Source organism: Bacillus sp. CCB-MMP212 (genome assembly GCF_022748145.1).
Taxonomy (GTDB): domain Bacteria; phylum Bacillota; class Bacilli; order Bacillales; family Bacillaceae_G; genus Bacillus_A; species Bacillus_A cereus.
Genome location: NZ_JALDQE010000013.1, coordinates 108,416 through 133,759, shown reverse-complemented (window position 1 = coordinate 133,759; position 25,344 = coordinate 108,416). Strand labels below are relative to the sequence as shown.

The window sequence follows — 25,344 nt, the reverse complement described above, 5'->3', positions numbered from 1 at the left end:
CCATACTTTTTTATATTCTTCTATGTAAATTTCGAATATTAAAAAAAGACTAGCATTTGCTAGTCTAAATGTTTCTTATATTCTCTTTGAGCGAAGAAGAAATAAATGATACATGCTACGATATAAAACAGAATGAACAAACCTACTTTTTTTAATGATCCATCCATAAAAAAAGTATTATGAAACGTATATAACGCAACTGCACTATGCATACTCCCTACTATAATTGGCGCAAAAAATAGCATACATAATTGCCAACGAGAAATTTTCCATACTTCTTCCTTCGTCATTCCAAGTTTAGAGAGTGCACCATACTGCTTTCGGTCCGATGCAATATTATGGAACCATTTAAAATACACGATACTACATGAAGTAAGAAAGAATAATATACTAATAAACGAGCCCACAAATAGAGTAATATCGCCGCCTTCTTTCATACTTACATATAACTCCATATTACTTCGAAATGCATTATTATTATCTTGTTTCATATGTTTCCGTAAATCTTCGTTCAATTTCTTCGTCTTTTCGATATTTGATAATGTGTAGCCTCTATATATCATCTTTTCAGAATCAGGAACCTTATTTGCTATATTGTCAAAGTCTTCATCATTCATAACGAAGAACAGACCATTAATGTACGAAGGGTGATAGTTAAATTGAACCCCTTCTTTCTGACCGTTAAATACGAATTGATATGGTTGATTCATTACTTGCAATTGAATCTCTTTTTGATTATATACATTCGAATTATTGTATTTATTATAATAAACGAGTGTCACTGTACCTTTTTTAGGATGATATGTTTTCTGTTTTTGTTTCCTCGCTTCTTGGTTATAATCACTTTCTTTTATAAGCGGTGCTATTGTTGTTTCTCCTTTATTAGACTGAAAGGATGCATACACTCCAACAAAACTCATATATTGAAAATCATCATACCCATATTGATTCAGTAATTTTTCAACCGCACCTTCTTCAAAGACTTCATAAGTAGAAATACCTTTTTCTATGTACGAAAACGAGTGTACCCCTCCAGTTCGCCACATATCTTGCATGCTAGAAAAATACAAGAACACCGTACCTGTTGCCGTAACTACAAACGTCGTTGCCATAGACATCAGAAAGAAAAAGCGACCATTTTCCTTCATTCGATGTGACAATTGATTCACTATAAACAAATATGGATATGTATACATAATCTTTTTATTTCGCTTTATCATTTCTAACACTTGGGTAGCACCATGCGCGAAAGAAAAATACGTTCCCAAAAAGACAAGTATAGACACAGGGAAAAAGTATATTGCTATCGTAGCCATCGTCACTTGTAGCGCTAACGCATATCCTATACCTAAACAAATAAAGCCGAATATACAAAGCCACTTTGATGTTTTCTTCTCTTTTTTATCTGTTCGAAATTCTTTCAATAACCGAATGATTTTTATATTCCATATACGTAAAGCACTTATAAAAGATAACAGAATAAAAACGACCATATATGTAATAAATGTTACACCAATCGCACTTACGTCAAATATAACAGGGAGTTCTTTCGGAAGCCCCAGTAACATACTAAACACCATGAAGAAGAGCTTTAAAAAGATCAAGCCCAGCCCTATACCGAAAATATTAGCAAAAATTCCAATTAATATTTGCTCGGTCATAATTACTCCTATTACGTTAGACTTCGTTGCTCCCATTAACATATATAACCCTAATTCTTTCTTACGTGCTTCTATGAAAATAGAAGTAGAGTACAAAATAAATATGACGAAAAAAGAAATAATTATAACATTACATATGATAAGTCCCCAGCGTACGTTTTGATACCACATCGTCTCTTGCATATACGGATGTACAATAACAGACATATATGCAAAAGATGCAAATATTGCAAAACAACTACTTAAGAAAAACACTTTATAATTACGCCAATTTCCTTTTATATTTTGCAGCGCTAGTTGCCGAATGTTCATCTATCGTCCTCCTGTAACTTACTACATAGGCAAAAAGCTAGAGGTTCCCCTAGCTTTTTACGTGTTTTAAATATCCTCTTTGCGCGATCATAAAGTAAATGGCAGAAGCTAAAATGTATGCTCCAATTACAAGCGCACCTGATTTCCATAAATTAATATAAAGCATTTTCCCTAACGTATGAAGAGCAAATCCACTATGAATGGAACCGATTAAAATTGGGATAAAGAAGATAACTCCCATTTGTCGAATCGCAATTTTGCGAATTTCTTTATCTGTCATACCGATTCTCTTTAACGATTTAAATTGAATACGATCTTGTTCTTTATCGTTAAACCATTTAAAGTATGTCATACTACAAGCGAAGAAGAAGAATAGTACCGCCACGAAGAAACCGATGAACATTGTAATCGCTCCACCTTCTCTTATATCCTTATACGCAAACACTGAATTTCTCAATTCTCCTTGCTTTTCTGGTGCAATTTCATTTTTCAAATCTAATACAAGATCTTCTGTACTTTTCCAATCCTCAATATAATAACCGTAATATTTCGTCTTTTCTTCATCTGGTACGAGTTTTGCATACTTCTCAAAATCTTGATCATTTACAACGAGATATTCACTATCATTAAAAACAGAAAATGAAGTTGGGCTATTTAACTGAACAGACTGCTTTTGTCCGTTAATTGTAAATTCATACGGTTTCGTACGGTCTATCTTCATCAGTTCATTTGCCATATCGACCATAACCATCGTTGCACTGCCTGATGCATTATGAACTTCTGTAACTTGCTCTCTCTTTTGTTCACGCACTTCTGCATTATATTCTTTTTCTGAAATAATCGTCATCGGTACTTCATGTTCACTATTAAACAACGTTATTTTCTGTGTTGCCGGTAGTTTAACGTAGGTTACTTTTCGCGCATCTTCAAACCCGTGTCTCTTCACAAGCTGCTGTACCTTTTCTTCATTAATAAGGTTATGCGTATTTAACCCCTTTTCCTCATATGAAATAGCATGTGGAGTTTTGACTACCGTTTTATAACTCATATCCTCAAAATATACGTAAAGCGTGCCAACTGCCGAGGATACAACCGCCGTAATAATAGAAATTACAAATAGAAAACGAGCATTATCTTTCATTTTATAAATAAGGTTACTAAGGACGAACATATTTGGGTACGTATAAAAAGATTGTTTTCGTTTTTGCAATGCTTTTAATACGACTGTACTACCTTGTGTAAATAGTAAATACGTTCCGCCAATTGTCAGTCCTACAACCGGTAAAAAGAGGATGAGGAAATTCAGAAACGTTACTTGGAAGCTAAGTACATACGCAGCAATAATACATCCTATACCAACTACACATAACCATGTAAATGCAAACGGCTCTACTTTTTGCTTTCTTGCTTCTCTTAATAAATCAATAATTTGCAAGCGCCCGACTGTCCAAACACTAAACAATGATAGGATTAAAAATAGAATAAAGTATACACCAGCTGTAATAAGAATTGCTTTACTATTCCAAACGAGTGGAAGTGTCTTATCTATTTTCAATAATACGCTTAACGCTTGGAAAAATAATTTTGAACAAAGCATTCCAGCCCCAATACCAACTACAATTGCAATACTACCTAACATCAGTTGCTCTAATATAATCATTCGGCCGAGCTGCGATTTCGTTCCGCCTATTAATGTTAGTAGACCAATCTCTTTTTTTCTTGCTCGTAAAAACGTTGAATTTGCATATAAAATAAAGAGTGCCGAGAAGATGACCACAATATAATTCATCGATTCTAATCCTTTTGTGATCATCTTTCTCATACTAATATTACCGCTTACGACATCTGGATGATAAATAAAAGAAGCATACATGAAAAATACGACAATCGATAAACAACTACTTATAAGAAACGCTTTATAGTTACGCCAATTTCCTTTTACGTTATTAAGCGCGAGCTGGCGAAAGTTCATGATATTCTCCTCCTAGCATCGCAAGTACGTCCAGAATTTCTTGGAAAAAGGCTTGTTTCGTTCTTCCTTTATGTATTTCCGAGAAAATTTCCCCATCGCGTATGAAAAGGATACGTTCACAATAACTAGCCGCTACTGGATCGTGCGTAACCATTGCAATCGTTACTTTCTTTTGCTCGTGTAAATCTTGCAGAGCGCCCATTAGCGATTTCGCTGACTTCGAGTCTAAGTTTCCAGTTGGCTCATCTGCTAAAATTAACGTCGGTTCATGAATGATTGCTCTCGCTGCTGCTGCACGTTGTTGTTGTCCCCCAGATACTTCGTATACTTTTTTATTTAAAATTTCTTCGATGTTTAAAAACTTCGCAATTTCCAGTACTTTCGCATCGATTTCATTTACAGATTTCTTCGCCATTACAAGTGGTAAAATAATATTTTCTTTAATGGATAACGTATCAAGTAAATTAAAATCTTGAAAGATGAAACCTAAATGTGTACGGCGAAACTCCGCTAATTTTGCAGCACGCATTTGATTAATTTCTTCACCATTTACAAGCACATGACCTGAAGTTTGCTTATCAATTGTTGCTAATAAATTTAAAAGCGTCGTTTTCCCGCTTCCTGAAGGACCCATAATCCCTACAAATTCGCCTTCTTCTATTTTAAAATTTATATCGTTTAAAGCAGTCGTCGCTACTGAACCTTTTGATTGGTACACCTTCGTTAATCCTTTTACTTCAAGAACACTCATTTCTAATCCCCCTATGTGTTTTCTTCTTACATTTACTATAAGAAAAATAAGAAAAAGAAACGAGTGATTTCCCTTACAAAACGTTTTGTTATCTTACAGTTTTGTCATTTTTCTCATTAATGTATGATACTCTTCATCTTTTGCAAATTGGAACGTGAATGTTGTTCCTTCTCCTTCAGCCGATTGAACATATATTCCATGATGTAAATTATCGCAAATTTCCTTCGTAATATATAAGCCCATCCCAGTCGCTTCTCTCGTTTTACGTCCATTTATTCCCGTAAAGAATGGATCAAATATGCGCTTTACGTCTTGCTCTGGAATACCAATTCCATTGTCCTTAATATGTAATAACACCTTTTGATTTTTCTCTTCAATTTGAAATTGAATTTCTTTTTTCTCTGCCGCTGAAATTTTTGTATACTTAATTGCGTTTACAACAATTTGACCTATAGCAATACTCAGCCATTTTCTATCAGATGCAACCATACAAGTATCTTCTTCAAACATCACTTTCGGAAATACAGACGATTGAATGAAGGATTTTCGATTTTCATTAATAATACCTCGCACGACATCTATAACATTTACTACTTCTACCTTATAATCTTTCGCAAACTGCTCTAGTCTTGCCATATGTAACGCTAAATCTAAACCATTTAGTATACGGTTATTTTCTTCACGAATACTTTCAACTGTTGCTCTTGCCTCACGATGCTCTTTGCCAAACTTTTGCAGCAATAATTCAATAACAGATACTGGTGTTTTCATTTGGTGAATCCATTGGTTCATAAATATCATTTGCTGTTGCTCTTTCGCATGCTGTTTATGAACTTCATTCATATATTGCTGTCTTAATAACGTAAAAGATTCAACGACCATTTCTTGCTCTGATGTATAAGATTCATCAATAAGTAAAGAGTCATGTAATGTATTTCCACCAGTAACATACTTTTCGATCCTCTTTAAAAACACACTCCGTTTTCGGTAATCGTAAATGAGGTATACAGTAAACACAACTGTTCCTAATAAAAGTCCATATAACCACGTACTCCAATCAATGGATTTCTTTTCTAAAAGACTTTGCAACTGCAAAACAAGCCCAAATAAACAAAGGCTAACAATATAAGAAAGTATTAAAGAAAAGCGGTCCATGAGGTAATTTTTAACCTTCATGCCCTTCGCCCCACTCTGTAAGAAGCGCATAACCATATCCACGTTTCGTTACAATTGCATTTTTAATGCCTAGCTCTTCTAGTTTCTTCCTTACACGTTTTACATTTACGGTTAATGTATTATCATCCACAAATGCTACTTCATCCCATAGAGCTTCTAACAGTTCTTCACGCGTTACATATTGATTCACCTGTTTCATTAAACACTCTAATAAGTAAAACTCATTTTTTGTCAGTTCAGTTTGTTGTCCCTGCCACTCAACGATATGCTGGGACGGGAATAACAACAGTCCATTTACACCTAAACAATCACTCTCAGCAGCAGAGGCATACTCTCCATAGCCACGGCGAAGCGCACTCTTCACCTTTGCCATTACGATATCTAAATGGAATGGCTTCGTAATATAATCATCGCCGCCATTTTCAATCGCCATTACTTGATCCATTTCCCCTGTTCTTGCAGAAACAAAAATAATCGGCGCATTCGATACAGTACGAATTTGACGACACCAATAAAAACCGTCAAAGTACGGTAAATTAATATCAAGTAACACAAGATGAGGATTTATTTTTACAAACTCATCTTTTATATGACGTAAATCACTTGCTCTAAATGATTGATAGCCATACCTTTCTAAATGCTCCTCTAATATTCCCGCAATTTTCTCATCGTCTTCTACAATTAATATTTTATACATGTTCTTTTTCTCCCCATAAAAGAATTCTTCTACATTTACTCCTTTTTCCATTATAAATTGAAAATTTAATTAGTGGGGATTTTTTCCTATATAAATCCGATTTTTACGATATAAAAAAAGACTGCCGTATTTCGGCAGTCTTAATCGATAAATTCAAATTCATATTCAAGAATTTTCACAATATCTCCGTCTTTTGCACCACGTGCACGAAGCGCTTCATCAATACCCATTCCGCGCATTTGACGAGCGAAACGACGTATAGATTCATCACGTGAGAAGTCTGTCATCTTGAATGTTTTCTCGATATCGTAACCAGAGATAACAAACGTGCCATCACTTTCACGTGTAATTTCAAATTTAACACCTTCAGTATCAAATTTGTACATTACACTTGTATCAGACTCATCCGCAACTTCATGTATTGGGAATTCTGGTGTTGTTTCTATTAAGTTTGCTACTTCAAACAGTAAGTCACGAACACCTTGTCTTGTTACAGCTGAGATTGGGAAAATTTTTACTTCGTCTCCCACTTTCTCTTTAAATGCTTGTAAGTTTTCTTCTGCATCTGGCATATCCATTTTGTTTGCAACAACAACTTGTGGACGCTCAGTTAAGCGAAGATTGTATTCTTTTAATTCATTATTAATCGTTACGTAATCTTCATATGGATCACGGCCTTCTAAACCAGACATATCAATAACATGCACGATTACACGTGTACGCTCAATATGACGTAAGAATTGGTGTCCAAGTCCGACGCCAGCATGTGCGCCTTCAATTAGTCCTGGAAGGTCAGCCATAACGAAGCTGCGGTTATCACCAGTTTCAACAACACCAAGATTCGGAACGATTGTTGTGAAGTGATACTCTGCAATTTTCGGACGCGCTGATGATACAACAGATAATAATGTAGATTTACCTACACTTGGGAATCCAACAAGTCCAACGTCTGCTAGTACTTTAAGTTCTAGAATGACATCACGCTCTTGACCTGGTTCCCCGTTCTCAGCGATTTCTGGCGCTGGGTTCGTAGCTGTTGCAAAACGTGAGTTACCACGGCCACCACGGCCACCTTTTGCAATTACAGCAGTTTGTCCATGCGTTACTAAATCGGCAAGAATTTGACCAGTTTTTTCATCTTTTACTACTGTTCCTGGCGGAACCTTTACAAGTAAATCTTCAGATTTACGCCCGTGCTGACCTTTACTCATTCCGTGCTGACCGCGATCAGCTTTGAAATGACGTTGGTAGCGGAAGTCCATTAATGTACGTAAGCCTTCCTCAACTACGAAAACAACATCTGCACCTTTACCGCCGTCGCCACCTGCTGGGCCACCTTTAGGAACATACTTCTCACGACGATACGCAACCATACCGTTACCACCGTCGCCGCCTTTTACATATATCTTGACCTGATCTACAAACATTATTTCACCACACTTTTTTCAATTGGTTGTAATATAACTGAGACTTCTTCGTCTCGCACTGTATAAGAAATGGAATACCATTTATTGTTTTGGGTCGCAAGCCAATTCTGTAGTTCTTCTACACTCGTTAGCTTACCACGAAAATCAAAAAAGAAACGAGCATTCTCCGCGTCACATTCAATTGTGATACAAACATAATTTTCAACATATACGTCTAAACTATGCTGAAGCATTGAGAAAAATTGATTCGTCCATGTACATACAGTCTCATCTAAGTGAGATAAGTTATGTAATTTCCCTAATACTTCGTACTCCAATAAGCACGGCTGCTGTTTCCAATTATATGTTAAAATCCACTCTGAAAATAAAGGCATTGATAGCCCCATCAGATTGGATTCTTGTCTCGCTTCTTGGACAAAACGATCGATGAGACTATGAATTTCTTCCACTTTTCCAAGTGAAAGGTTTCCTTTCACCATCTGCATACGATTGAGCCAATCATGTCTTGAATGGCGCAATGCATCTATAATTGTCCATTTTTCATTCATTTAGATACCCCTTAATATAGAAAAACTCTAACCTGCACTCAGGTTAGAGTTTTCCGTGAGTTCTTATGCTTCTTGAGCAACAGGATATACGCTCACTTGTTTGCGGTCACGGCCAAGACGCTCAAAGCGTACTACGCCGTCAACTTTCGCGTATAAAGTGTCATCGCCACCACGACCAACGTTAACACCTGGATAAATTTTTGTACCGCGTTGACGGTAAAGAATTGAACCACCTGAAACCGTTTGACCATCTGCGCGTTTAGCACCAAGACGTTTTGACTGAGAGTCACGACCGTTCTTTGTACTACCTACACCTTTCTTAGATGCGAAAAACTGAAGATCTAATCTTAACATACGTTACACCTCCTGCACTTTTTCTATTAAACGGATATACTTTCCGTAATCAAGTTCGATCGTCTTAAGCGAAACAACCAATCCTTCTAAAAGTATCTGTGCTTTTTCTGCTGTATGAACGTCTAAATCATTAGGCAATTCATACGTTAAGAATCCGCCATCACTTCCGAGTTCAATAGTTGCCTGCACATTACAAAGTTCTTCCACTGCATTTATAGAACCAAACACAACCGCTGTAGTTCCAGCACAGACAAGGTCTTGTCCATGTGGCGCATAATCGGCATGTCCAGTCATTTTAAATGATTGGATACTTCCTAATTTCGTGCGACTTATCGTAATTTTAATCATGTTAACCAGAATTAAGCGTTGATAGCTTCAACAACTAGCTTAGTGTAAGGTTGACGATGACCTTGTTTCTTACGATTGTTCTTTTTCGCTTTGTATTTGAAAACGATGATTTTCTTAGCGCGACCTTGTTTTTCAACTTTCGCAGTAACTGTTGCACCTTCTACAACTGGGCTACCAACTTTAACGTTTTCGCCACCAACGAAAAGAACTTTGTCAAAAGTAACAGTTTCACCAGCTTCAACATCTAATTTTTCAATGTAGATTGCTTGACCAGCTTCAACTTTAATTTGTTTTCCACCTGTTTCGATAATTGCGTACATACTTGCACCTCCTCTTAATTACTAAGACTCGCCAAAAACGAGGTAGACATAAATGCCTTTAGGGAACCTGTCTTGTGCGGTTGTAGCATATAGCCGTTTAGGTGCTATAAACTATAACATAAAGATGTTACCATAATTCATTGAGTATTGTCAATGAATCTTCTACTAACTATTTTTTCCGTTCTACAATTTCTTTTTTACTTCCAAAACGGATAATAGCGTACTTTTCGATAATATCATCTTTGAAATAAATTTCAAATGGAATATTTTTTTGTAATTCTTTTTGCAAAAATTGTTTTTGCAGTTCTTTAGGCGCAGCGATTAATACTGCCTCATCCTCTATGTTGCCATATGTGATTAATTCTCTCTCTAGCTCATACGCAATTGTTTCATACGACATTACATAACCCGTCGCTTTGCAAGATACACACTCTTCTAGTAATACGTCACGTAAAGAATGTTTTTTACGTTTTCGTGTCATCTCCAAAATTCCTAACTCAGTAAATCCAAGTACTCTTGTATAAGTACGATCATCTTTCATAGCAGCTATGAGACATTTTCTTACCTTTTCTTTATCTTCTCTTTTTTTCATATTAATAAAATCAATTAATATCATACCACCAATATCACGAAGTCTTAATTGGCGTGCAATTTCTTCAGCTGCCATCTCATTTGTGCGAAGTACTGTATCTTGTAAATTTTGTTTTCCAGTAAACTTGCCCGTATTCACATCAATTACAGTCATCGTCTCCATTTGCTCTACAATTAAATAAGCACCATTTGGAAGCCACACAATTTTTTGGAGTGCTTTCTCAATTTCACGCTCTATTCCAAAATGGTTAAACATCGAAGACTTTTCATTATAAAAAGATACTTTTTCTTTTCCAACTTTGTCTTCTAACTCTTTTACTATACTTCTTGTATCTACAACTACTTTTTCAATTGTTTCAATTGGATTCTCTTGAAATACACGATCTAAAAAGGTCGCCGGTCGATGAAGTAATAACGGCGCCTTTCCTTGATCCTCTTTTCTTTTTAACTCTTCATACAACTGTTGTAACCCTTGCATTTCAGCTTGTATTTCTTCAATTTCCCCTTTTTCAGAAGCAGAGCGGAAAATGTAACCTCCCGTTCCTTCTACTTCAATTTCAAGTAACTGTTGTCTTCTTTTATTATTTTTTATTTTCCGAGAAACAGCTCGCATCTCATCAAACGGCATATAAACGACATATTTCCCGGTAAATTCTATATTCGCTGTCAATTTAGGCCCTTTCGTATCAATTGCCTCTTTCACAACCTGTACGAGTATCGCTTGCCCTTCATGTATACGATAAGAAGGTGGTACATCATCGTATGAAAGATACGCATGTTTTTCTAAACCTATATTTACAAAAGCTGCGTTCATTCCAGCAATTGTTCTTACGATACGTCCAACATAAATATGCCCAACAATCTCTTGCTCTTCATTACGTTTCCATAAAAACTCAACAATCTTTTTCTTCTCTTCAATTGCAACGCGCTTTTCCGAACCAGCGTAATTCACATATAACGTTTTCAAAATTATTTCCTCACTTTATAATCTTCTTTGCTTTTACAATAATAAAAGGTTAGTGCTATCGTCAACACTAACCGATTAATTCTTCAACTGATGAGGTTGTTCGTTTTTCAGTAAAATATGCATAGAGCAATTCATTTTCATCCAATGTGTAATGCTCTTTATATTTTCCACGGACGATAATAGAATGCTTATATCCTCTACGAAATTTTGTGAATATCTTATATAAATGATCTTCTGATTGCACTTCAATAGGTGCAATCTTTTCAATCCCTCTTTTATTTCCATAATAACGTTCTAATAAAAAACGCATAAATGCATACCGTCTTTGTTTCCACTCTTGATATAACGACACTGCCAAAAATATGAGTAGTACCCACATCATAATATTGTTACTATTCCAGAGCAACTGCCATCCTAATATTACACCAAAAAAAACACATGACAATTTCATCATCTTTTCATGTGCTTGTAAATAAGGAAAACGATATGATAGTATATTAAACAATACTTTCCCGCCATCTAACGGCCAAATAGGGAGTAAATTAAACGCTAAAATAATTATATTATTCCACATAAAGAAATAATATAAATCTGCATTCAACCAACCGGCTTCAAACAACATATAACCTACCAGCATCATCCAAACATGTTGAATCGGCCCTGCAATTACGACAACAAGTTCCTCTTTCAACGACTTATTACCATGTTCCTCAAGCTCGGCCACGCCACCAAACGGCAAAAGCTGAATTCTTTTTATACGCCAATTATAGTGTGCTGCTGCAATAGCATGCCCAAGTTCATGAATAAGAACGATACAAAATAACAGTAGTAACTCTTTAAAACGTGCAGTGAAAATACCAATGACAATAATAACCCAAAATAATGGATGCACGGAAATTTTCGTCAAAACGTCTCTATATTTAATCAAATGATATCACCTGGATCGGATCAATAAATTTTTCATTCTTTTTTATCGCGAAATAAAACTTTCCATTTTTATCATTTGTATCATTACTCACCGTTCCAATTTTTTGTTTCTTTGAAACGTAATCATATAATTTCACTGACATATCGTTTAAGTTTGCATACCATGACTCCGTACCATCTGCATGTTGAATTTGAACTGTATTTCCAAGTTCCTCTTTCTTACCCGCAAAAACAACTAATCCTTCATTCACTGACTCAACCGTTGCATTTGTAGCTGTTTGGACAAATACACCTTGGCCATTTTTTTGAAACCCTTGCATTACCTTTCCAGAAGCGGGAATTGCATAATCTTTTTGCTGAATACTTCCTTCTTTTTTCTCGTTTGGCGAATAGAATACGAGCGGTTTTCCAAATTGCTTTTCGTACCATTTCGCTACAGTAGCAAACTGAAATTCCTCTTTCATCACTTTTTCTGTAACAGCTTTAGCTCCATTGAATGAAGAAGGAGCATTCTTATATAAAATAGCAACCGAAAGAACTAATATTGCCGATAATAAAACTTTGAAGAAAAAGACTTCCTTTCGAAATAAAGGATGCATTTCCTTTTCTCCATCTTCAATAACTACTGTTTCGCTATCAAAATTCCCTCCGGTAAAATACTGTTCTTCCTCCATCCTTTCTTGCTCGGCCTTCCTTTTTGCAATCCGCTTTTTAATTTCTTCTACGCGTCTATTCTTCATACTGTCTCCTTTCTTTCGTTAAGCTAATTTCAATAGAAACAGTTGTATACAGTTTGTACATATGTATGAGCTAAGAAAGAAAGATATTCGTGTGAAGAAAAAAGAAAGCACCTCGCATATGTGCGAAGTGCTCTTAACGGATTCCAAAGAAGTTTTTCACCTTTGCAAATACCGATACCTTTTCTTGTTCAAATGCTTGTAATGGTACATTCTCACCTAACAAGCGTCTTGCAATATTACGATAAGCCAACGCTGCTTTTCCGCTTGGTTGCAACGCCACAGGTTCACCTGTATTTGTAGCTCGAATAACTTCATCGTCATCTTCGACAACACCAAGAAGCTCAATTGACAATGTACGTACAATTTCATCAACATCTAACATATCCTGTTCATGAAGCATATGACTACGTACACGGTTAATAACAAGTTTCGGTGGTTCAATATCCTCTTTTTCTAAAAGCCCAATAATACGATCCGCATCGCGCATTGAGGATACTTCTGGAGTCGTAACAACGATTGCTTTATCCGCACCAGCTACCGCATTTTTAAATCCCTGCTCAATCCCCGCAGGACAATCGATTAATATGTAATCATAATCTTGACGTAATACTTGTATTAATTCATCCATTTGTTCAGGTGTTACCGCTGATTTATCACTCGTTTGTGCTGCAGGTAATAAATAAAGATCATCAAAACGTTTGTCTTTAATAAGAGCCTGAGGTAAACGGCAACGCCCTTCAACGACATCAACAAGATCAAATACAATACGATTTTCCAGCCCCATTACTACGTCTAAATTTCGAAGACCGATATCTGTGTCAATTAAGCACACTTTCTTTCCAGATAACGCTAGGGCCGTACCAATGTTCGCAGATGTAGTAGTTTTACCTACTCCGCCTTTTCCAGATGTAATTACTATTGCCTCTCCCACAGCTATACAATTCCCCTTTCTAACTTTGTTAAATTAGGTCTAAGATGAGTGAGAAGTTGCAGGCGATCGACAACAATGTGATTGTTCTCATTAATATACGCACATTCTGCCGCCTCCGCTCCGTCTTCTTTCTCTTCCGGAGCCCGCATTGCCACATCACTAATTCGAAGTTGCATCGGGTTCATAACAGATGCAGCGATTACAGCATCTGAATCCCCATAATACCCAGCATGTGCAATTCCTCTTAATGATCCTACGACAAAAATATTCCCCCCAGCGATAACCGTTCCGCCTGGATTAACATCTCCAATTAACAACAAATTTCCTTTTACATGTAAAACTTGTCCAGAGCGAACAATTTTGGAAATAGGGACAATTTCTGTTTCTTCTTTCCAAGCTATTGCTTCTGCTTTAGTGATAACATCACTTTCAATTGAATCCACAACAAGATTCTTTTTATTACGAATTAACGTACGAATCTCTTCTTGTTGGACTTCTGTTAAATAACGATTTCCTACTTTCACATGCACTTCAATTAAAGAGCGCCCATCACCATCGTAGTAATGTGTAGAAAGTTTTTCGTCTAATTCCATCAATAATTCTGAGAATGAACAACAATCATCTAAATGAAGCGTTATCCCATCTTTTGTCCCTTTTATCGTTACATTTTGTTGCTTTTTTTCTTCCACTAAAGTTCACCCCACCGATTCAATTCGACATAAAATTAGAAAATCCTTTTTTCTTTTTCTTCCATCGCTTTTGAAAGACGCACTATATATCGTCTCAGTGGGAAACAAACTATCAATAAGAAAATAGCATTTAACAATAAAGTAGAAAGGAGACGATCTGTGAAAAAGACATGCGCTGGCATATGAGTACGTCCTAACAAAGTTAAGAATCCATACACATAATACTCTAGTGCTACAATGCTAGCTAATATGATAGAAACAACAATAAATAAATTCAATTGTAATACTTTCATCACACTATAAACTAAATAAGCTAAAATCGGATAAGCAAAAATATATATCCCGACAAGTTCTGTGTATACGGTATCAAATAAGAAGCCAAATAATAGTCCGTAATAAATCCCTTGGACCGGACTATAATACACTGTAATAAAACATAAGACGATTATAAAGAAATGCGGTGCTGCTATACTGTCTTTCCAAAACACATCCGTTGGAACAACAGTAGCAAACATATTTTCAAATAGAAACACAAAAAGGAGCAAAAGAGGAAGAGCTGCTCTTTTTAATATCTTCATCATCTCTTCTTCTCCTCCTATTCTAATGGCGCTGAAGGTGTTGCACGTTTAGCAACCGTAATATGCTCTACGTCATTTAAATCAGCGGCAGGTTTTACATAAGCTGTTTTTGTTAAGCCATATGCATCCGGCTGAACATCAACGATTTTTCCAATTACAAGACCTTTCGGGAAAATATCACCAAGTCCAGATGTTACAACTAGTTGATCTTTTTCTACCGGTGCATCAGAGCCAATCTTTGTGAAAAGAAGTAATTGTTTTTCTTTGTCATAACCTTCAATCAAACCAAAGATTTTCTCTTGCCCTTGTACAATAGCAGAAACGCGATTTGTTCGGCTCATAGAACTTAGTAATTCTACTGATGATGTAAACTGAGATACACTTTTCACTCTTCCAACTAACCCTTGTGAAGTTACTACAGCCATATCTTTTTTAATTCCTTGCTGTGCCCCTTTATCAATTCCAATTAAATCGTACCATTTATCTGGATTACGAGAAACAACAGTAGCTGGAATTTCAGTATACCCGCTATTTAACTCTTTTTTACCAGTTAGCTCTTGTAGCTTCTTGTTATCATCTTCTAGTTGTTTTACTTTCCCTGATAGACCTGCATAATTATCTAATTTTGCTTTTAATTCTTTATTCTCTTCATACGTGCGCTTTACATCTTCTACATTTTCGAAGAATCCAGCTACGTATTTCGCTGGCTTTTGGAATACACGTTCTACAACACCGACAGTGTCTTTAACAAACTGCTCTGGCCATGTTAAACTGTTCCGTTCTTTCAATGAGATTCCAATCAATGCCACGAGAAGAATAATACTAACCAACAAAACAATTAATCTTTTGTTTAAGAAAAACTGTGGCACGTTCACACCCTCTTAATTTCACTGATTTTTATTTTGCAATATTATCGAGCAGCAGTTTTGAAAAGATCGATATTGTCTAATGCTTTACCTGTTCCAATTGCTACGCAATCTAATGGATCTTCTGCAACAAGAACTGGCATTTTCGTTTCTTCACTAATTACTTTATCTAAATTACGTAGTAATGCCCCGCCGCCTGTTAATACGATACCGCGGTCCATAATATCAGCCGCTAATTCAGGTGGCGTTTTTTCTAACGTATTTTTAACTGATTCTACAATCGCATCTACTGTATCTTTTAATGCATCTGCAATTTCTTCTGGCTGAATTAGTACTGTTTTTGGTAAACCACTTACTAAATCACGACCGCGAATTTCCATAGGCTCGATACCTTCTGGCTCGCCTGCAGAACCAATTTCTAATTTTAATGCTTCAGCTGTTCTTTCACCAATCATTAAGTTATAGCTTTTCTTAATGTACTGAATGATTGAATCATCCATATCATCACCAGCAACACGAACTGACTGGCTTGTTACAATACCACCTAAAGAAATAATTGCAACTTCTGTTGTACCACCACCGATATCAACAACCATACTACCAGTTGGTTCCCAAACAGGTAAGTTTGCACCAATTGCTGCTGCAAATGGCTCTTCGATAGGATAAGCATCACGAGCACCCGCTTGACGAGTCGCATCGATTACTGCACGTCTTTCTACAGCTGTAATACCAGATGGTACACATACCATTACATACGGCTTACGTGAGAAGAAACCGTTTGATTTTTGAGCTTGTTGAATGTAATATTTCATCATTGTTGCAGTTGTTTCATAATCAGCAATTACACCGTCTTTCATCGGGCGAAGTGCCACAACGTTCCCTGGTGTACGACCAATCATTTGTTTTGCATCGCTACCTACAGCAACGATTTGTTTCGTATCAGTTTGTAACGCAACTACTGAAGGTTCACGTAAAACTACACCTTTTCCTTTTACATATACAAGCGTGTTCGCAGTTCCTAAGTCTATTCCAAGATCGCGAGTAAATCCACCAAATCCAAACATATTATTTATCTTCCTTTCTTGTTTTCACGGACTCATTTTTTCTTACTTTATATTATAAAAACAGTACGTTTTTTATATCTTTATCCTTTTTGTAGATAAATTTCTACAAAAAACTCATAAATCACATTATAAAACAAAATAAGTAAAAAGCATAGTCTTAAATATGACCTTTTTCCTTTAAACTCACGAATTTATGGTCACCTATTATAATATGATCAAGCACTTCAATTCCGATAATCTGACCGCATTCTACTAAGCGTTTTGTTACTTCAATATCTTCACGGCTCGGCGTGGGATCTCCTGAGGGATGGTTATGAAGACATATGATAGAGGCTGCTGCACGACGGAAGGCTTCTTTAAAAACTTCCCTTGGGTGTACAATTGACGTGTTTAAACTTCCAATAAAGATCGTTTGCCTATGTATAACTTGATTTTTTGTATTTAAATATAAACATATAAAGTTCACGTATATACAAAAAATCGACAAAACAAAAGAGCACAGCGTGTATAAGCAGTGTTGGTAGCACTCTTATACCGTTCACCTGATTGAGCCAGGTAAACACTTGCCATACTCTCATGAGTCATTGTACATCATGCAGAGTCTCTTAAGCAACGTTTACTTAATTGGTGACGTTGCTTTTTTGTTTCCATAAAGGGAGACATATAATATGGAAAAGAGATGCATAGATGTAATAGCAAGCGAAGAAGCATTTCGTGACCTATCACCATTTATAGAATTGGAAGAACTAAACAAAACTATACGTACATACAGAGATAATATCCGTATGTCTATTAAACGTACGGATGTACAATCTAAACTCATTACACTACTTGAAATTTTAAAACGCCACAGCTGCAAATATGTAGGTGTTAGTTTCCTATGCAAAAATTCTATCGCTGACATGATGGAAGTTTCATATAAAACTGTACAACGCTTAATGAAGAAACTTGTGGATTTAGAGATGATTAAACAAGTAGCAATGAAACGTAAAAAGGACATGCTTCAAACTTCTAATGCTATTATCATTCAACCAATTGTGAAAGAAGTGTCCAACAAGGTAGATGCAAAAAGTCCTACAAAGTGTCCTACCATTAAAACAAAACCTGTTTCCTTAAAACAAAATATAAAAGATATAAACAAACGTAATAGTAATGATAATAGCAATACTTCAGAAGAGAATATTGAACAAGCTGATTTCGTTGCTCACTGGGTACCAGAACGTTTTGTTTCTTTAGTTAACTCTTTTTACAGTGAATCTAAAACAATTCAAGAACTGTGGAAGGTCGTAAGGCAGTGCAATAAAGTTACAAACTTCTCTACAGGTAATAAAGCATTTACTAAAGACCAGGAACTTACTATTGGCTTAAAAGCTATTAAAGAGTTTGTTATGAAAATTAAATCCGGAGTAAAAATGAAGAAAGGTAAATTCGCTTATTTCAACGGGATTGTAAATAAATTAATGGACAAGTTCTATTTCGATAAGGAATTTATGGGAATGTAATATTTACAGTTGTTACATGAAATTGGTATGATTTAGGTATTATTTTAAGGAGGTTATTCCATGAGTTATGACACGATTGCATCGCTACAACGTATGCAACAATTAGAGCAAGCTCAAGCTGCAAATGGGAAACGTATAGTATTAAAAAGAGTTTATGAGTCAGATAAAATTTCAGCTATCATTATCGTTCTCTGTCTCATTGCCATTCCGTTTACATTGTGTATATCCCTTTTAGTGGGATTAATTATCTATTACATTAGGGAATTCAAACGCACAACTTACCTGGTTAAAAACGTTGCTACTGGAGAGAAATTCAGAGTGGATAAACAAGACTTTAAACAGTATAAGAAGAATTTTAAGAAGAAAGAAAAACAAGTTAGAAGAATTTCTGATTTATAATTTTTTCTCTAGAAAAATATCTAACTTCAAATCTAATAACAGAGAGGGCATAACAAATGAGTTCTTATAACTTCAAACCCGCAATAACTTCTATTAACCTCTTTACCGAAAAAGATTCATCCGAATTAGTATTATATAAAGAAAAAAATAATACCCTTAACATCTCATGCACAATTGATGGACTTACTCGAAGAACAATTCCATATATACATGAAACGCTTGATTATACAGCACTATACATAACTTTATATCATCAATTTGGCGGAGAGGATACGATAATTGTTAGAAGTTATATGGTTGAATATGATTCAGAACAAAGAACCATTGAATCCGATATTGACCGTATAGAGCTAGAAATTCCAATTGATGATGATTTTACTGAAATAGATTTCGTAAGTAATTATTATTATTTGCAAATAAGCTTTACCTACAAAAAACCTGATGAAATGGGAATAACAGAGTCTATTCGTACTAATCCAATATTTAATACCAAAATTCCATTTGTAATTAAAGAGGTGCTATAATTATGGGAGATGCAAGAAAAGTTGTAGAATTACCACAGTATAGAAATAAAAAACTTACTGAACAAAATAATAGCGGAGGTGGCGGCGGAATGGACAATTATGTTACTCATAAAGATCTTGATGATCTAAAAGAACAATTAAATAATAGCCTGCAACTTACCGAAAAAAACATACAATTAATGTTTCGTGACGAACGTGAATATCACAGAAAGAACAAGAACGAATCAGTACGTTGGATTATAGGAACAGGAATTGCAGTAGTTAGTTTAATATTCACCTATCTAAAATTATTTGCAAGTTAATAAACAAAAAAGCCGACTCAATTAAGAGCCGGCACTTTTTATGTTTACTGTTTAATTTCTACATAATAAGAACTAGCTGTAATATAGAATACGCTACCTCTACTATTCTTTACTTTATATTGTGAAGAGCCATTTACAGATACTTTATCAAGGATTGTAAATCCTAATCCTTCATCGACAGTTCCTGCAACATCTCTATCAGCCCAGGAAGCTTTTGAATAGAATCGTAAGTCATTCACTTTAGAAACTACACGTTTACCTTCCACAGATGAAGATTCTTCTTTATAGCGAATGTATGATGAATCATTATAAACCCACTGATTTCCTCCAAGATTCAACCAGTTTCCTACTTTACCCCAAACTTTATATGCTTCACCTTTTTGTAATTTACGAATAACACTATTTGTTGTGGATGGACCAGAACGAAGGTTTACATTATACCCATCAATATACGCTACTCCCACTTCATTAATAACACCAGGTACTTCATTTGGTTGCTGTGGCTTTGGTTTAACCGTAACTGTTTCGCCTTCATACGCCTTTTGTACGTCTGCTCTAAATTGTGATTCTGATACACCATGACTGCGAAGATAGTCAATCGGATCTTCGTGATCTGTGCCACCAAGCTTATACGTAATGTCTTTATGCGTCCACAATCCAATGGATGGATGGATATTTCTATCTTTTAAAATTTTAGCAAGTAACTTTACATATCTTTCATATGATTTTTTAAATTTAATAGAGTCACTAGTTTCAGAGAGCTCTACATGAACAAATCGTTTATTAGCTGCCGGACCTGCTCCCCATGCTTGATACTTAGTAGAAGCAATTTGAATTGTTTCATCCCAATCTGTTGCATAATGCACAAATGCAGAACGCCATGTTCTTGCTTCATAGTTTCGGATATTAATAGCAGGCGCTTCAGGAGTTGCTGTAGAATGTGCTACTACACCTTCATACGCTCCATACCCATTGCGATATTCGACTTTAGGTAACCCCGGAATAATCATTTCTCGATCAGCAAAGACACTACCTGTTGAAGTAAATGCAATGATAGCTGCAGTAGAAATTGAGGCTAATAATTTGATAGATTTTTTCATTTTCCGTCACCATTCCCCATAATTTTTTGTTTAATATCTGATACATCCTTTGAAAGTGAACCAAATGCTTTTGCCTGTTCTTCGATGACTGCCTGGTTTTTTTCGATTACCTTTTGATACTGTTCTTCACGCTGTTCATTCTTTTTTTGCGTAGTAAAAAGCATCCACACAAATAACGCTGCGAATGCTCCTTGTTGAATCATTGAATTGAAAATCTGTTCCTCCACTGTTCTCATCTCCTTTTTAGCAAAATAAAAAAGCCTGCTTATGCACGCTTAATCTGTAATATCTAAATTAAAAAGTTCATTGCAATATGAAAAGTACTTCCACTTTGAACACCATTCACGAAAATCCCACCATCTTTTTTTACTGTAACTTCACAAAAGTTTGTATTCACTCCTCCAGTTATCATAATAGCTGGAACCGCAATGTCTTGAACAGGTCTACATCCAACTGGAAGTGTAGCAAATACTGTTGCGTTTTGCGCATTTCGAATAGAACCAATTACATTAACGTGTTCTCCACTTCTTTTACACTTCAAAATTCTATCAGTAACATTCTCTACCCCAGTTGTAGGAAGGTTAATCCATCCTGTATCATTATCAGCGGTTGCTATTTTTTTACCTTTCAAGGTTGCTGATCCATCAGGACGAACTATTAAACCACTTTGAGAATCCCAAGGATTCGTACCGAACCCCATGTACAGATATTCATCACCGTTGTTAGCCCCTTTGAAACGTCCAATTCCGCCACGATTAACGCTTCCGTCTGTGTCTTTATCCGCGTAGTGTAACCCACGAGCAGAAGGACCTGTCGCTGAATCAGGTTGAGTCATCAACATTTGACCCAGAGAATGGAACTTTAAAAGCCCTGTTATAATATCTCCTGTTTTCTTTAAGAGGTTCGTGTTAGATACAACTGTGAAAGTATCCGTGTCACTGAAGTAATCCCAAATAAACTTATTTGACGTGATATCTGAGAGTACTAGCTTATTCTGTCCCGCTTGACCTCTAAGAACATAATTATTATTAGTACTTCCACTTGATTTAAACTGAACTGATTTACCTGGGTCCATCCCTAGGTCACCTGTCATGGTGTCTCCGCTTTTCTTAACAACATCCATAGCATTTAATTTCTTCTGCAGCTCGTCTAACGTTTTCTTAATAATCTCAAACTCAGAAATATAGTTTTCGATTTTAATATTTCCTTCTTTCACATCACGCCTTAATGTAATACGAATGTCTGGTGTACTCATTCGTTCTGTATTTTTTTCCATAACAAAATAAGCTGTCCAATCATCCGATGTGGAAACAGCTTGAGCTGTAAACGTATATGAAAACACACCATTCTTTGCATCAACTATTTGAGCATCATCTCGAATGAATACTCCTGTGTGATTTGTCGCTTCATATTTAACCACATATCCTGTTAAATCCACCTTCTCCCCTTTTTCTCTTACGTACACAGTAAGCTTCAATCCATTCTTGTCATTCTGCCGAGAACGAATTGTTTTTGTAAACACAGGATCTGCTAAATCTATCATAATTTCCTCATTTCGCATGACTACACCTCTTTCTAGCTACTCCTTTTTACGTGTCTAGACGGTCTTCTCTGACGTTTTATTCTGTTCCTATGCTTTATGTTTCCTTTAGGTTTTAATGGCTCTAATTCTTCCAATCTAGCATCCGTTTTTATCACATGCTCTTGAAATGCGCTCGTCAATTGTGAAAGCATTCCATATAGGCCTACACCATTTTCCTCTGCTTCTTTTGGAATAACTAAACCATAATGCGTAGGAATTGCATCTGTAGTAATCGTTGGCTCTCCTTCTTTACGATTCATACGCATCTCATACAGTTTTGGAATATCATTTTTCAAATTGTACTGTTTAATTTCCCATTCCATTACTTTTTCAAGTGCACTGAATGCAATAGGCCGGATATTGGTTTTATATGTTTCTTTTGAAGAAACTTTGAAGTCTGAAGCAATTATTCCATGATAATACGATCCAAGTGCTGTTTTTATTTGAATATAACCATTTTCGTAACTCGAATTTCGTATCATCGCATTTGGAAGTACGATATCTGTATCCCCTCCAGATGAAACCCCAATACTCGCAATCCAATTGTCATTACGATAAAAGCGAAACTGGTCTTTGACTTTAAACCTCATATCACTTTGAGCATTTAGGACAATCGTTTTATCAGCATCAAGCATTGCATTCCCTGTTTGCGAAAAGTATAAAGAAGCTGCATTCAAGTATCCATTACCCTCGAGTCCTTTTGTAATTCCGATTCCACCAGACTTAACGCTCGTATCTGAGAATTGGTACACCATAATAGCACCATTTGCCCCTGTGGAATCTGAATCTCCGCCTAAAATAAGAGTTGGTTGTATTTCATTTCTACTATTTTTGTAATACCCTACAAACACCCTTGTTTTAGATGACTCATACAAGCGTATAAATTGCTTTGAAATATTTACATAGTTGACACTATCTGAAGTTCGTAATGTCGCACCTGTTATTTCTCCACCTTGTACAAGATTTCCACTCAACGTACCTGCAGTAATAAAATCAGCAACAATTCTTCCGTCACTTGTAATGGCAGTTCCATATGGGCCATTCACACCTGTGGAAGAATACCCTAATCCATTCAAGTTCCATTGCCAAACCTTTTTAGCACTCTTTTCATCTTTCGTATCCATAATTAAAATACGATCTGGATAAACGCGGACATGTCCTCCAAATCCTGAATTAATAAGACTTGTAGCATTTGCTTTTGCTGCATCTAAAATAGAGCTTGGCATATTGGATAACTCTTCTTGTACCAGGTCAACCCTACCGGAAACGTCCGTAAAGGATTCTTTGAAGTTACCAATGGTTATATCCAGATACTCTTTTTTTATTGGATCATATTTATAAGCAATTACCTTCGCTTTTATATCAATACCATCTTCTTGATGTTCAACCGTAACAGTATCTGCCATATAAACACTTTGTAAATGCTTATAATCCTTATACTCTTCCATTTGTGATAATTCCTGAAATTTAACGTTATAATTTGCTTTAGGCTGATCAACCTTTTGAATCGTAAACATATCTTTGGCGGCCTGTCGTAATAATCTATACGCTTCTTCTAACGGAACTGCATCTTCATCGTCAGCATTTTCACCAATAGCAGCTTTAATATGTTTAAATTCAATCACTTTAATTTTAGGATGAGGATACTTATTTATAAGTGGGCTATCCACATATTTTTCAGGAAGAAATAACCCATCAAAACCTTGTGGCATGATTCTAGTTATGGGACTTTTCCAATCCACATTACCTTCATACCCTAGTAAATCTTTCTTATGACGAATCACTACCCCACGATCCATACCACGATTTTGTAGCATTTTTACATCAAAATTATCTCGTTTTAATTCGCCTCCCCAACGATTAACAAATGAATTATCTTGACTAGAATCCAATAATGCTTCCACAGGATTTTTACGGACAATACGTGCACTGGCTATCTTTGGTACATCTGAATAAAACTGAAAAGGATGCTTGTATTGGCATCCTGCTGACATACGATTCATAGCTCCATTACCATTTGTTGTTTCAGCAAAAATGTCTTCAATTAGATTTTCTGTTAAGTCATAAAAAATGTGATAACATTGTGCTGTAATCTCACCCATGCTGACTTTAGGAGCTGCCACTCGAAATAGTTGTTCACCATCAGGAGTTGGAACTTTAATGATGCTCATTCCCTCTATTTCCAGACCACGTGGTGCAAACAATGGATAACTAAATGAAAATAAAAATAAACCATTGAGTTCTTCCTCAACAGTTGCGTTATAAATATTTTTATCTAAAGCTCCTATACCATTGTGTGTAAAATCAGTCTCATTTGGTTTATATAAAATAATCATTTATATCTCCACCTAGGTCGAATTTCCATGAATTGAATTGCTCCTGACCACTCTATTGTATTTTCTCCTACGTTGAATATAGGGAACTGCCCAACCATTTTATTATTCATTGATATGGTATCTGTATATGCTTCAAGTACTTCTGAGTCTATGACAACAGAACCATTCACATCTTTTATTTGAAAAGAGACGTCATTAATTGTTATACGGAAAGTACCATTTCCCACAATCCAAAACTTAGGATCAGATTCAATTGTACCTGGATTATAAATTACACCAGGTTTGGTAAGCTTTAGATTTACATCCTCTGTATATTCAAAGGGATCTAACTTAAAATCCACTTCAAATTCACCATGTTCTTCAATTTCATTTACAATATCACCTACTACAACATGTTTAATTTTTCGATACACATCATCATCAGTAAAATATAATGTCTTTCCATTCATCAACCAAGCCTTCATACGTCGCACTAACGGCTTAATATTTTCTTCTTCAAGCATATTGAACTTTATTTTTAAAGGGACGTCTTTAAACGCCCCTTTTTTTGTAAGTGAACCATGTCTACCAGACACTTCAATATGTTCTACTTCTTGTTCTGCTGTGGGAATAACAGGGCGTCCTACTATACATATTCCGTAGTCACTTGCCAACTGATTATCGATACCTATGTCTAGCAA

Annotated in this window: 27 protein-coding genes, 1 pseudogene and 1 other annotated feature; of the genes and pseudogenes, 4 read left to right on the top strand and 24 right to left on the bottom strand. The window is 35.8% G+C overall.

All coding sequences use genetic code 11. The features are described from left to right. Window positions 1-59: 59 nt before the first annotated feature. From MRP26_RS26740 to radC, 19 genes and pseudogenes are all read right to left on the bottom strand, one after another. Window positions 60-1,973: an ABC transporter permease gene (locus MRP26_RS26740; protein ID WP_072940472.1), complete on the bottom strand. Its 1,914-nt coding sequence runs from the start codon at window positions 1,971-1,973 to the stop codon at window positions 60-62. A 49-nt stretch (window positions 1,974-2,022) separates the two neighbouring features. Beyond that, on the bottom strand, window positions 2,023-3,945 hold the full coding sequence (locus MRP26_RS26735) for an ABC transporter permease (protein ID WP_242807120.1): 1,923 nt from the start codon (window positions 3,943-3,945) through the stop codon (window positions 2,023-2,025). Continuing rightward, a complete protein-coding gene (locus MRP26_RS26730; RefSeq protein ID WP_000114529.1) occupies window positions 3,920-4,696 on the bottom strand; it encodes an ABC transporter ATP-binding protein in 777 nt (258 codons plus the stop codon). The genes MRP26_RS26735 and MRP26_RS26730 overlap by 26 nt, the downstream gene beginning before the upstream one ends. Before the next feature lie 93 nt (window positions 4,697-4,789). After that, window positions 4,790-5,872 (bottom strand): HAMP domain-containing histidine kinase, encoded by a 1,083-nt coding sequence (locus MRP26_RS26725; RefSeq protein ID WP_197242782.1) that lies wholly within the window; start codon window positions 5,870-5,872, stop codon window positions 4,790-4,792. Beyond that, window positions 5,862-6,569, bottom strand: a complete 708-nt coding sequence (locus MRP26_RS26720; protein WP_002082113.1) for a response regulator transcription factor — start codon at window positions 6,567-6,569, stop codon at window positions 5,862-5,864. The genes MRP26_RS26725 and MRP26_RS26720 overlap by 11 nt, the downstream gene beginning before the upstream one ends. Before the next feature lie 140 nt (window positions 6,570-6,709). Continuing rightward, on the bottom strand, window positions 6,710-7,996 hold the full coding sequence (gene obgE / locus MRP26_RS26715; protein ID WP_000497127.1) for a GTPase ObgE: 1,287 nt from the start codon (window positions 7,994-7,996) through the stop codon (window positions 6,710-6,712). Continuing rightward, a complete protein-coding gene (locus tag MRP26_RS26710) occupies window positions 7,996-8,544 on the bottom strand; it encodes a sporulation initiation phosphotransferase B (protein WP_001003587.1) in 549 nt (182 codons plus the stop codon). Before MRP26_RS26710 ends, obgE begins: the two co-directional genes overlap by 1 nt. Window positions 8,545-8,607: 63 nt before the next feature. Beyond that, the gene (gene rpmA, locus MRP26_RS26705) at window positions 8,608-8,898 is read right to left on the bottom strand and encodes a 50S ribosomal protein L27 (RefSeq protein WP_000944957.1); all 291 of its coding nucleotides are present in this window, start codon (window positions 8,896-8,898) and stop codon (window positions 8,608-8,610) included. Between the two features lie 3 nt (window positions 8,899-8,901). Continuing rightward, window positions 8,902-9,246 (bottom strand): ribosomal-processing cysteine protease Prp, encoded by a 345-nt coding sequence (locus tag MRP26_RS26700; protein ID WP_001993153.1) that lies wholly within the window; start codon window positions 9,244-9,246, stop codon window positions 8,902-8,904. Between the two features lie 11 nt (window positions 9,247-9,257). Next, window positions 9,258-9,566, bottom strand: coding sequence for a 50S ribosomal protein L21 (rplU, locus tag MRP26_RS26695; protein WP_000270907.1), 309 nt, complete (start codon window positions 9,564-9,566; stop codon window positions 9,258-9,260). A 14-nt stretch (window positions 9,567-9,580) separates the two neighbouring features. Next, window positions 9,581-9,658, bottom strand: a sequence feature (ribosomal protein L21 leader region). A gap of 77 nt (window positions 9,659-9,735) precedes the next feature. Then, window positions 9,736-11,124, bottom strand: coding sequence for an Rne/Rng family ribonuclease (locus MRP26_RS26690; RefSeq protein ID WP_197242784.1), 1,389 nt, complete (start codon window positions 11,122-11,124; stop codon window positions 9,736-9,738). 67 nt (window positions 11,125-11,191) lie between these two features. After that, the gene (gene spoIVFB / locus MRP26_RS26685) at window positions 11,192-12,052 is read right to left on the bottom strand and encodes a stage IV sporulation intramembrane metalloprotease SpoIVFB (protein ID WP_000599064.1); all 861 of its coding nucleotides are present in this window, start codon (window positions 12,050-12,052) and stop codon (window positions 11,192-11,194) included. Beyond that, on the bottom strand, window positions 12,045-12,791 hold the full coding sequence (spoIVFA, locus tag MRP26_RS26680) for a stage IV sporulation protein SpoIVFA (RefSeq protein WP_000797475.1): 747 nt from the start codon (window positions 12,789-12,791) through the stop codon (window positions 12,045-12,047). The genes spoIVFB and spoIVFA overlap by 8 nt, the downstream gene beginning before the upstream one ends. 133 nt (window positions 12,792-12,924) lie before the next feature. Next, window positions 12,925-13,722 (bottom strand): septum site-determining protein MinD, encoded by a 798-nt coding sequence (gene minD / locus MRP26_RS26675; RefSeq protein ID WP_000503309.1) that lies wholly within the window; start codon window positions 13,720-13,722, stop codon window positions 12,925-12,927. A 2-nt stretch (window positions 13,723-13,724) separates the two neighbouring features. After that, window positions 13,725-14,411, bottom strand: coding sequence for a septum site-determining protein MinC (minC, locus tag MRP26_RS26670; protein ID WP_000391521.1), 687 nt, complete (start codon window positions 14,409-14,411; stop codon window positions 13,725-13,727). A 35-nt stretch (window positions 14,412-14,446) separates the two neighbouring features. Next, on the bottom strand, window positions 14,447-14,992 hold the full coding sequence (gene mreD / locus MRP26_RS26665) for a rod shape-determining protein MreD (protein WP_000975765.1): 546 nt from the start codon (window positions 14,990-14,992) through the stop codon (window positions 14,447-14,449). A 14-nt stretch (window positions 14,993-15,006) separates the two neighbouring features. Then, window positions 15,007-15,858: a rod shape-determining protein MreC gene (gene mreC, locus MRP26_RS26660; RefSeq protein WP_001135487.1), complete on the bottom strand. Its 852-nt coding sequence runs from the start codon at window positions 15,856-15,858 to the stop codon at window positions 15,007-15,009. Between the two features lie 41 nt (window positions 15,859-15,899). Further along, window positions 15,900-16,919, bottom strand: a complete 1,020-nt coding sequence (gene mreB, locus MRP26_RS26655; RefSeq protein WP_000466736.1) for a cell shape-determining protein MreB — start codon at window positions 16,917-16,919, stop codon at window positions 15,900-15,902. A gap of 157 nt (window positions 16,920-17,076) precedes the next feature. Next, a pseudogene (gene radC, locus MRP26_RS26650) lies at window positions 17,077-17,379 on the bottom strand (DNA repair protein RadC); the annotation flags it as partial. A gap of 208 nt (window positions 17,380-17,587) precedes the next feature. On the opposite strand from radC, the gene MRP26_RS26645 reads away from it, so the two are divergent. Genes MRP26_RS26645 through MRP26_RS26630 form a run of 4 tightly spaced genes read left to right on the top strand, consistent with a single transcriptional unit; the run spans window position 17,588 to window position 19,646 of the window. Next, on the top strand, window positions 17,588-18,421 hold the full coding sequence (locus MRP26_RS26645) for a helix-turn-helix domain-containing protein (protein ID WP_242807118.1): 834 nt from the start codon (window positions 17,588-17,590) through the stop codon (window positions 18,419-18,421). A 60-nt stretch (window positions 18,422-18,481) separates the two neighbouring features. Continuing rightward, entirely contained in the window at window positions 18,482-18,820 is a 339-nt protein-coding gene (locus MRP26_RS26640) for a hypothetical protein (RefSeq protein WP_242807117.1), read from the top strand. A 56-nt stretch (window positions 18,821-18,876) separates the two neighbouring features. Next, window positions 18,877-19,344, top strand: coding sequence for a hypothetical protein (locus MRP26_RS26635; protein ID WP_242807115.1), 468 nt, complete (start codon window positions 18,877-18,879; stop codon window positions 19,342-19,344). Between the two features lie 2 nt (window positions 19,345-19,346). Then, window positions 19,347-19,646, top strand: coding sequence for a hypothetical protein (locus MRP26_RS26630; protein WP_242807113.1), 300 nt, complete (start codon window positions 19,347-19,349; stop codon window positions 19,644-19,646). A 44-nt stretch (window positions 19,647-19,690) separates the two neighbouring features. Here the strand turns inward: MRP26_RS26630 and MRP26_RS26625 are convergent, their stop codons facing one another. The 5 genes from MRP26_RS26625 to MRP26_RS26605 form a co-directional block, all read right to left on the bottom strand. After that, window positions 19,691-20,746: an N-acetylmuramoyl-L-alanine amidase gene (locus tag MRP26_RS26625; protein ID WP_242807112.1), complete on the bottom strand. Its 1,056-nt coding sequence runs from the start codon at window positions 20,744-20,746 to the stop codon at window positions 19,691-19,693. Beyond that, window positions 20,743-20,973 (bottom strand): BhlA/UviB family holin-like peptide, encoded by a 231-nt coding sequence (locus tag MRP26_RS26620; RefSeq protein WP_242807111.1) that lies wholly within the window; start codon window positions 20,971-20,973, stop codon window positions 20,743-20,745. Before MRP26_RS26620 ends, MRP26_RS26625 begins: the two co-directional genes overlap by 4 nt. Window positions 20,974-21,035: 62 nt before the next feature. Continuing rightward, window positions 21,036-22,307, bottom strand: a complete 1,272-nt coding sequence (locus MRP26_RS26615; protein WP_242807110.1) for a BppU family phage baseplate upper protein — start codon at window positions 22,305-22,307, stop codon at window positions 21,036-21,038. A 14-nt stretch (window positions 22,308-22,321) separates the two neighbouring features. Continuing rightward, the gene (locus tag MRP26_RS26610; protein WP_242807109.1) at window positions 22,322-24,664 is read right to left on the bottom strand and encodes a phage tail spike protein; all 2,343 of its coding nucleotides are present in this window, start codon (window positions 24,662-24,664) and stop codon (window positions 22,322-22,324) included. After that, entirely contained in the window at window positions 24,661-25,344 is a 684-nt protein-coding gene (locus MRP26_RS26605) for a phage tail domain-containing protein (protein ID WP_088029331.1), read from the bottom strand. Before MRP26_RS26605 ends, MRP26_RS26610 begins: the two co-directional genes overlap by 4 nt.

Excerpts from the sequence above, each read along its gene's own strand:
- MRP26_RS26740 (WP_072940472.1), bottom strand. The coding sequence starts at position 1,973 with ATGAACATTCGGCAACTAGCGCTGCAAAATATAAAAGGAAATTGGCGT.
- MRP26_RS26735 (WP_242807120.1), bottom strand. The coding sequence starts at position 3,945 with ATGAACTTTCGCCAGCTCGCGCTTAATAACGTAAAAGGAAATTGGCGT.
- MRP26_RS26730 (WP_000114529.1), bottom strand. The coding sequence starts at position 4,696 with ATGAGTGTTCTTGAAGTAAAAGGATTAACGAAGGTGTACCAATCAAAA.
- MRP26_RS26725 (WP_197242782.1), bottom strand. The coding sequence starts at position 5,872 with ATGAAGGTTAAAAATTACCTCATGGACCGCTTTTCTTTAATACTTTCT.
- MRP26_RS26720 (WP_002082113.1), bottom strand. The coding sequence starts at position 6,569 with ATGTATAAAATATTAATTGTAGAAGACGATGAGAAAATTGCGGGAATA.
- obgE (WP_000497127.1), bottom strand. The coding sequence starts at position 7,996 with ATGTTTGTAGATCAGGTCAAGATATATGTAAAAGGCGGCGACGGTGGT.
- MRP26_RS26710 (WP_001003587.1), bottom strand. The coding sequence starts at position 8,544 with ATGAATGAAAAATGGACAATTATAGATGCATTGCGCCATTCAAGACAT.
- rpmA (WP_000944957.1), bottom strand. The coding sequence starts at position 8,898 with ATGTTAAGATTAGATCTTCAGTTTTTCGCATCTAAGAAAGGTGTAGGT.
- MRP26_RS26700 (WP_001993153.1), bottom strand. The coding sequence starts at position 9,246 with ATGATTAAAATTACGATAAGTCGCACGAAATTAGGAAGTATCCAATCA.
- rplU (WP_000270907.1), bottom strand. The coding sequence starts at position 9,566 with ATGTACGCAATTATCGAAACAGGTGGAAAACAAATTAAAGTTGAAGCT.
- spoIVFA (WP_000797475.1), bottom strand. The coding sequence starts at position 12,791 with ATGAAGAATAGACGCGTAGAAGAAATTAAAAAGCGGATTGCAAAAAGG.
- mreD (WP_000975765.1), bottom strand. The coding sequence starts at position 14,992 with ATGATGAAGATATTAAAAAGAGCAGCTCTTCCTCTTTTGCTCCTTTTT.
- mreB (WP_000466736.1), bottom strand. The coding sequence starts at position 16,919 with ATGTTTGGATTTGGTGGATTTACTCGCGATCTTGGAATAGACTTAGGA.
- MRP26_RS26645 (WP_242807118.1), top strand. The coding sequence starts at position 17,588 with ATGGAAAAGAGATGCATAGATGTAATAGCAAGCGAAGAAGCATTTCGT.
- MRP26_RS26640 (WP_242807117.1), top strand. The coding sequence starts at position 18,482 with ATGAGTTATGACACGATTGCATCGCTACAACGTATGCAACAATTAGAG.
- MRP26_RS26635 (WP_242807115.1), top strand. The coding sequence starts at position 18,877 with ATGAGTTCTTATAACTTCAAACCCGCAATAACTTCTATTAACCTCTTT.
- MRP26_RS26630 (WP_242807113.1), top strand. The coding sequence starts at position 19,347 with ATGGGAGATGCAAGAAAAGTTGTAGAATTACCACAGTATAGAAATAAA.
- MRP26_RS26625 (WP_242807112.1), bottom strand. The coding sequence starts at position 20,746 with ATGAAAAAATCTATCAAATTATTAGCCTCAATTTCTACTGCAGCTATC.
- MRP26_RS26615 (WP_242807110.1), bottom strand. The coding sequence starts at position 22,307 with ATGCGAAATGAGGAAATTATGATAGATTTAGCAGATCCTGTGTTTACA.
- MRP26_RS26610 (WP_242807109.1), bottom strand. The coding sequence starts at position 24,664 with ATGATTATTTTATATAAACCAAATGAGACTGATTTTACACACAATGGT.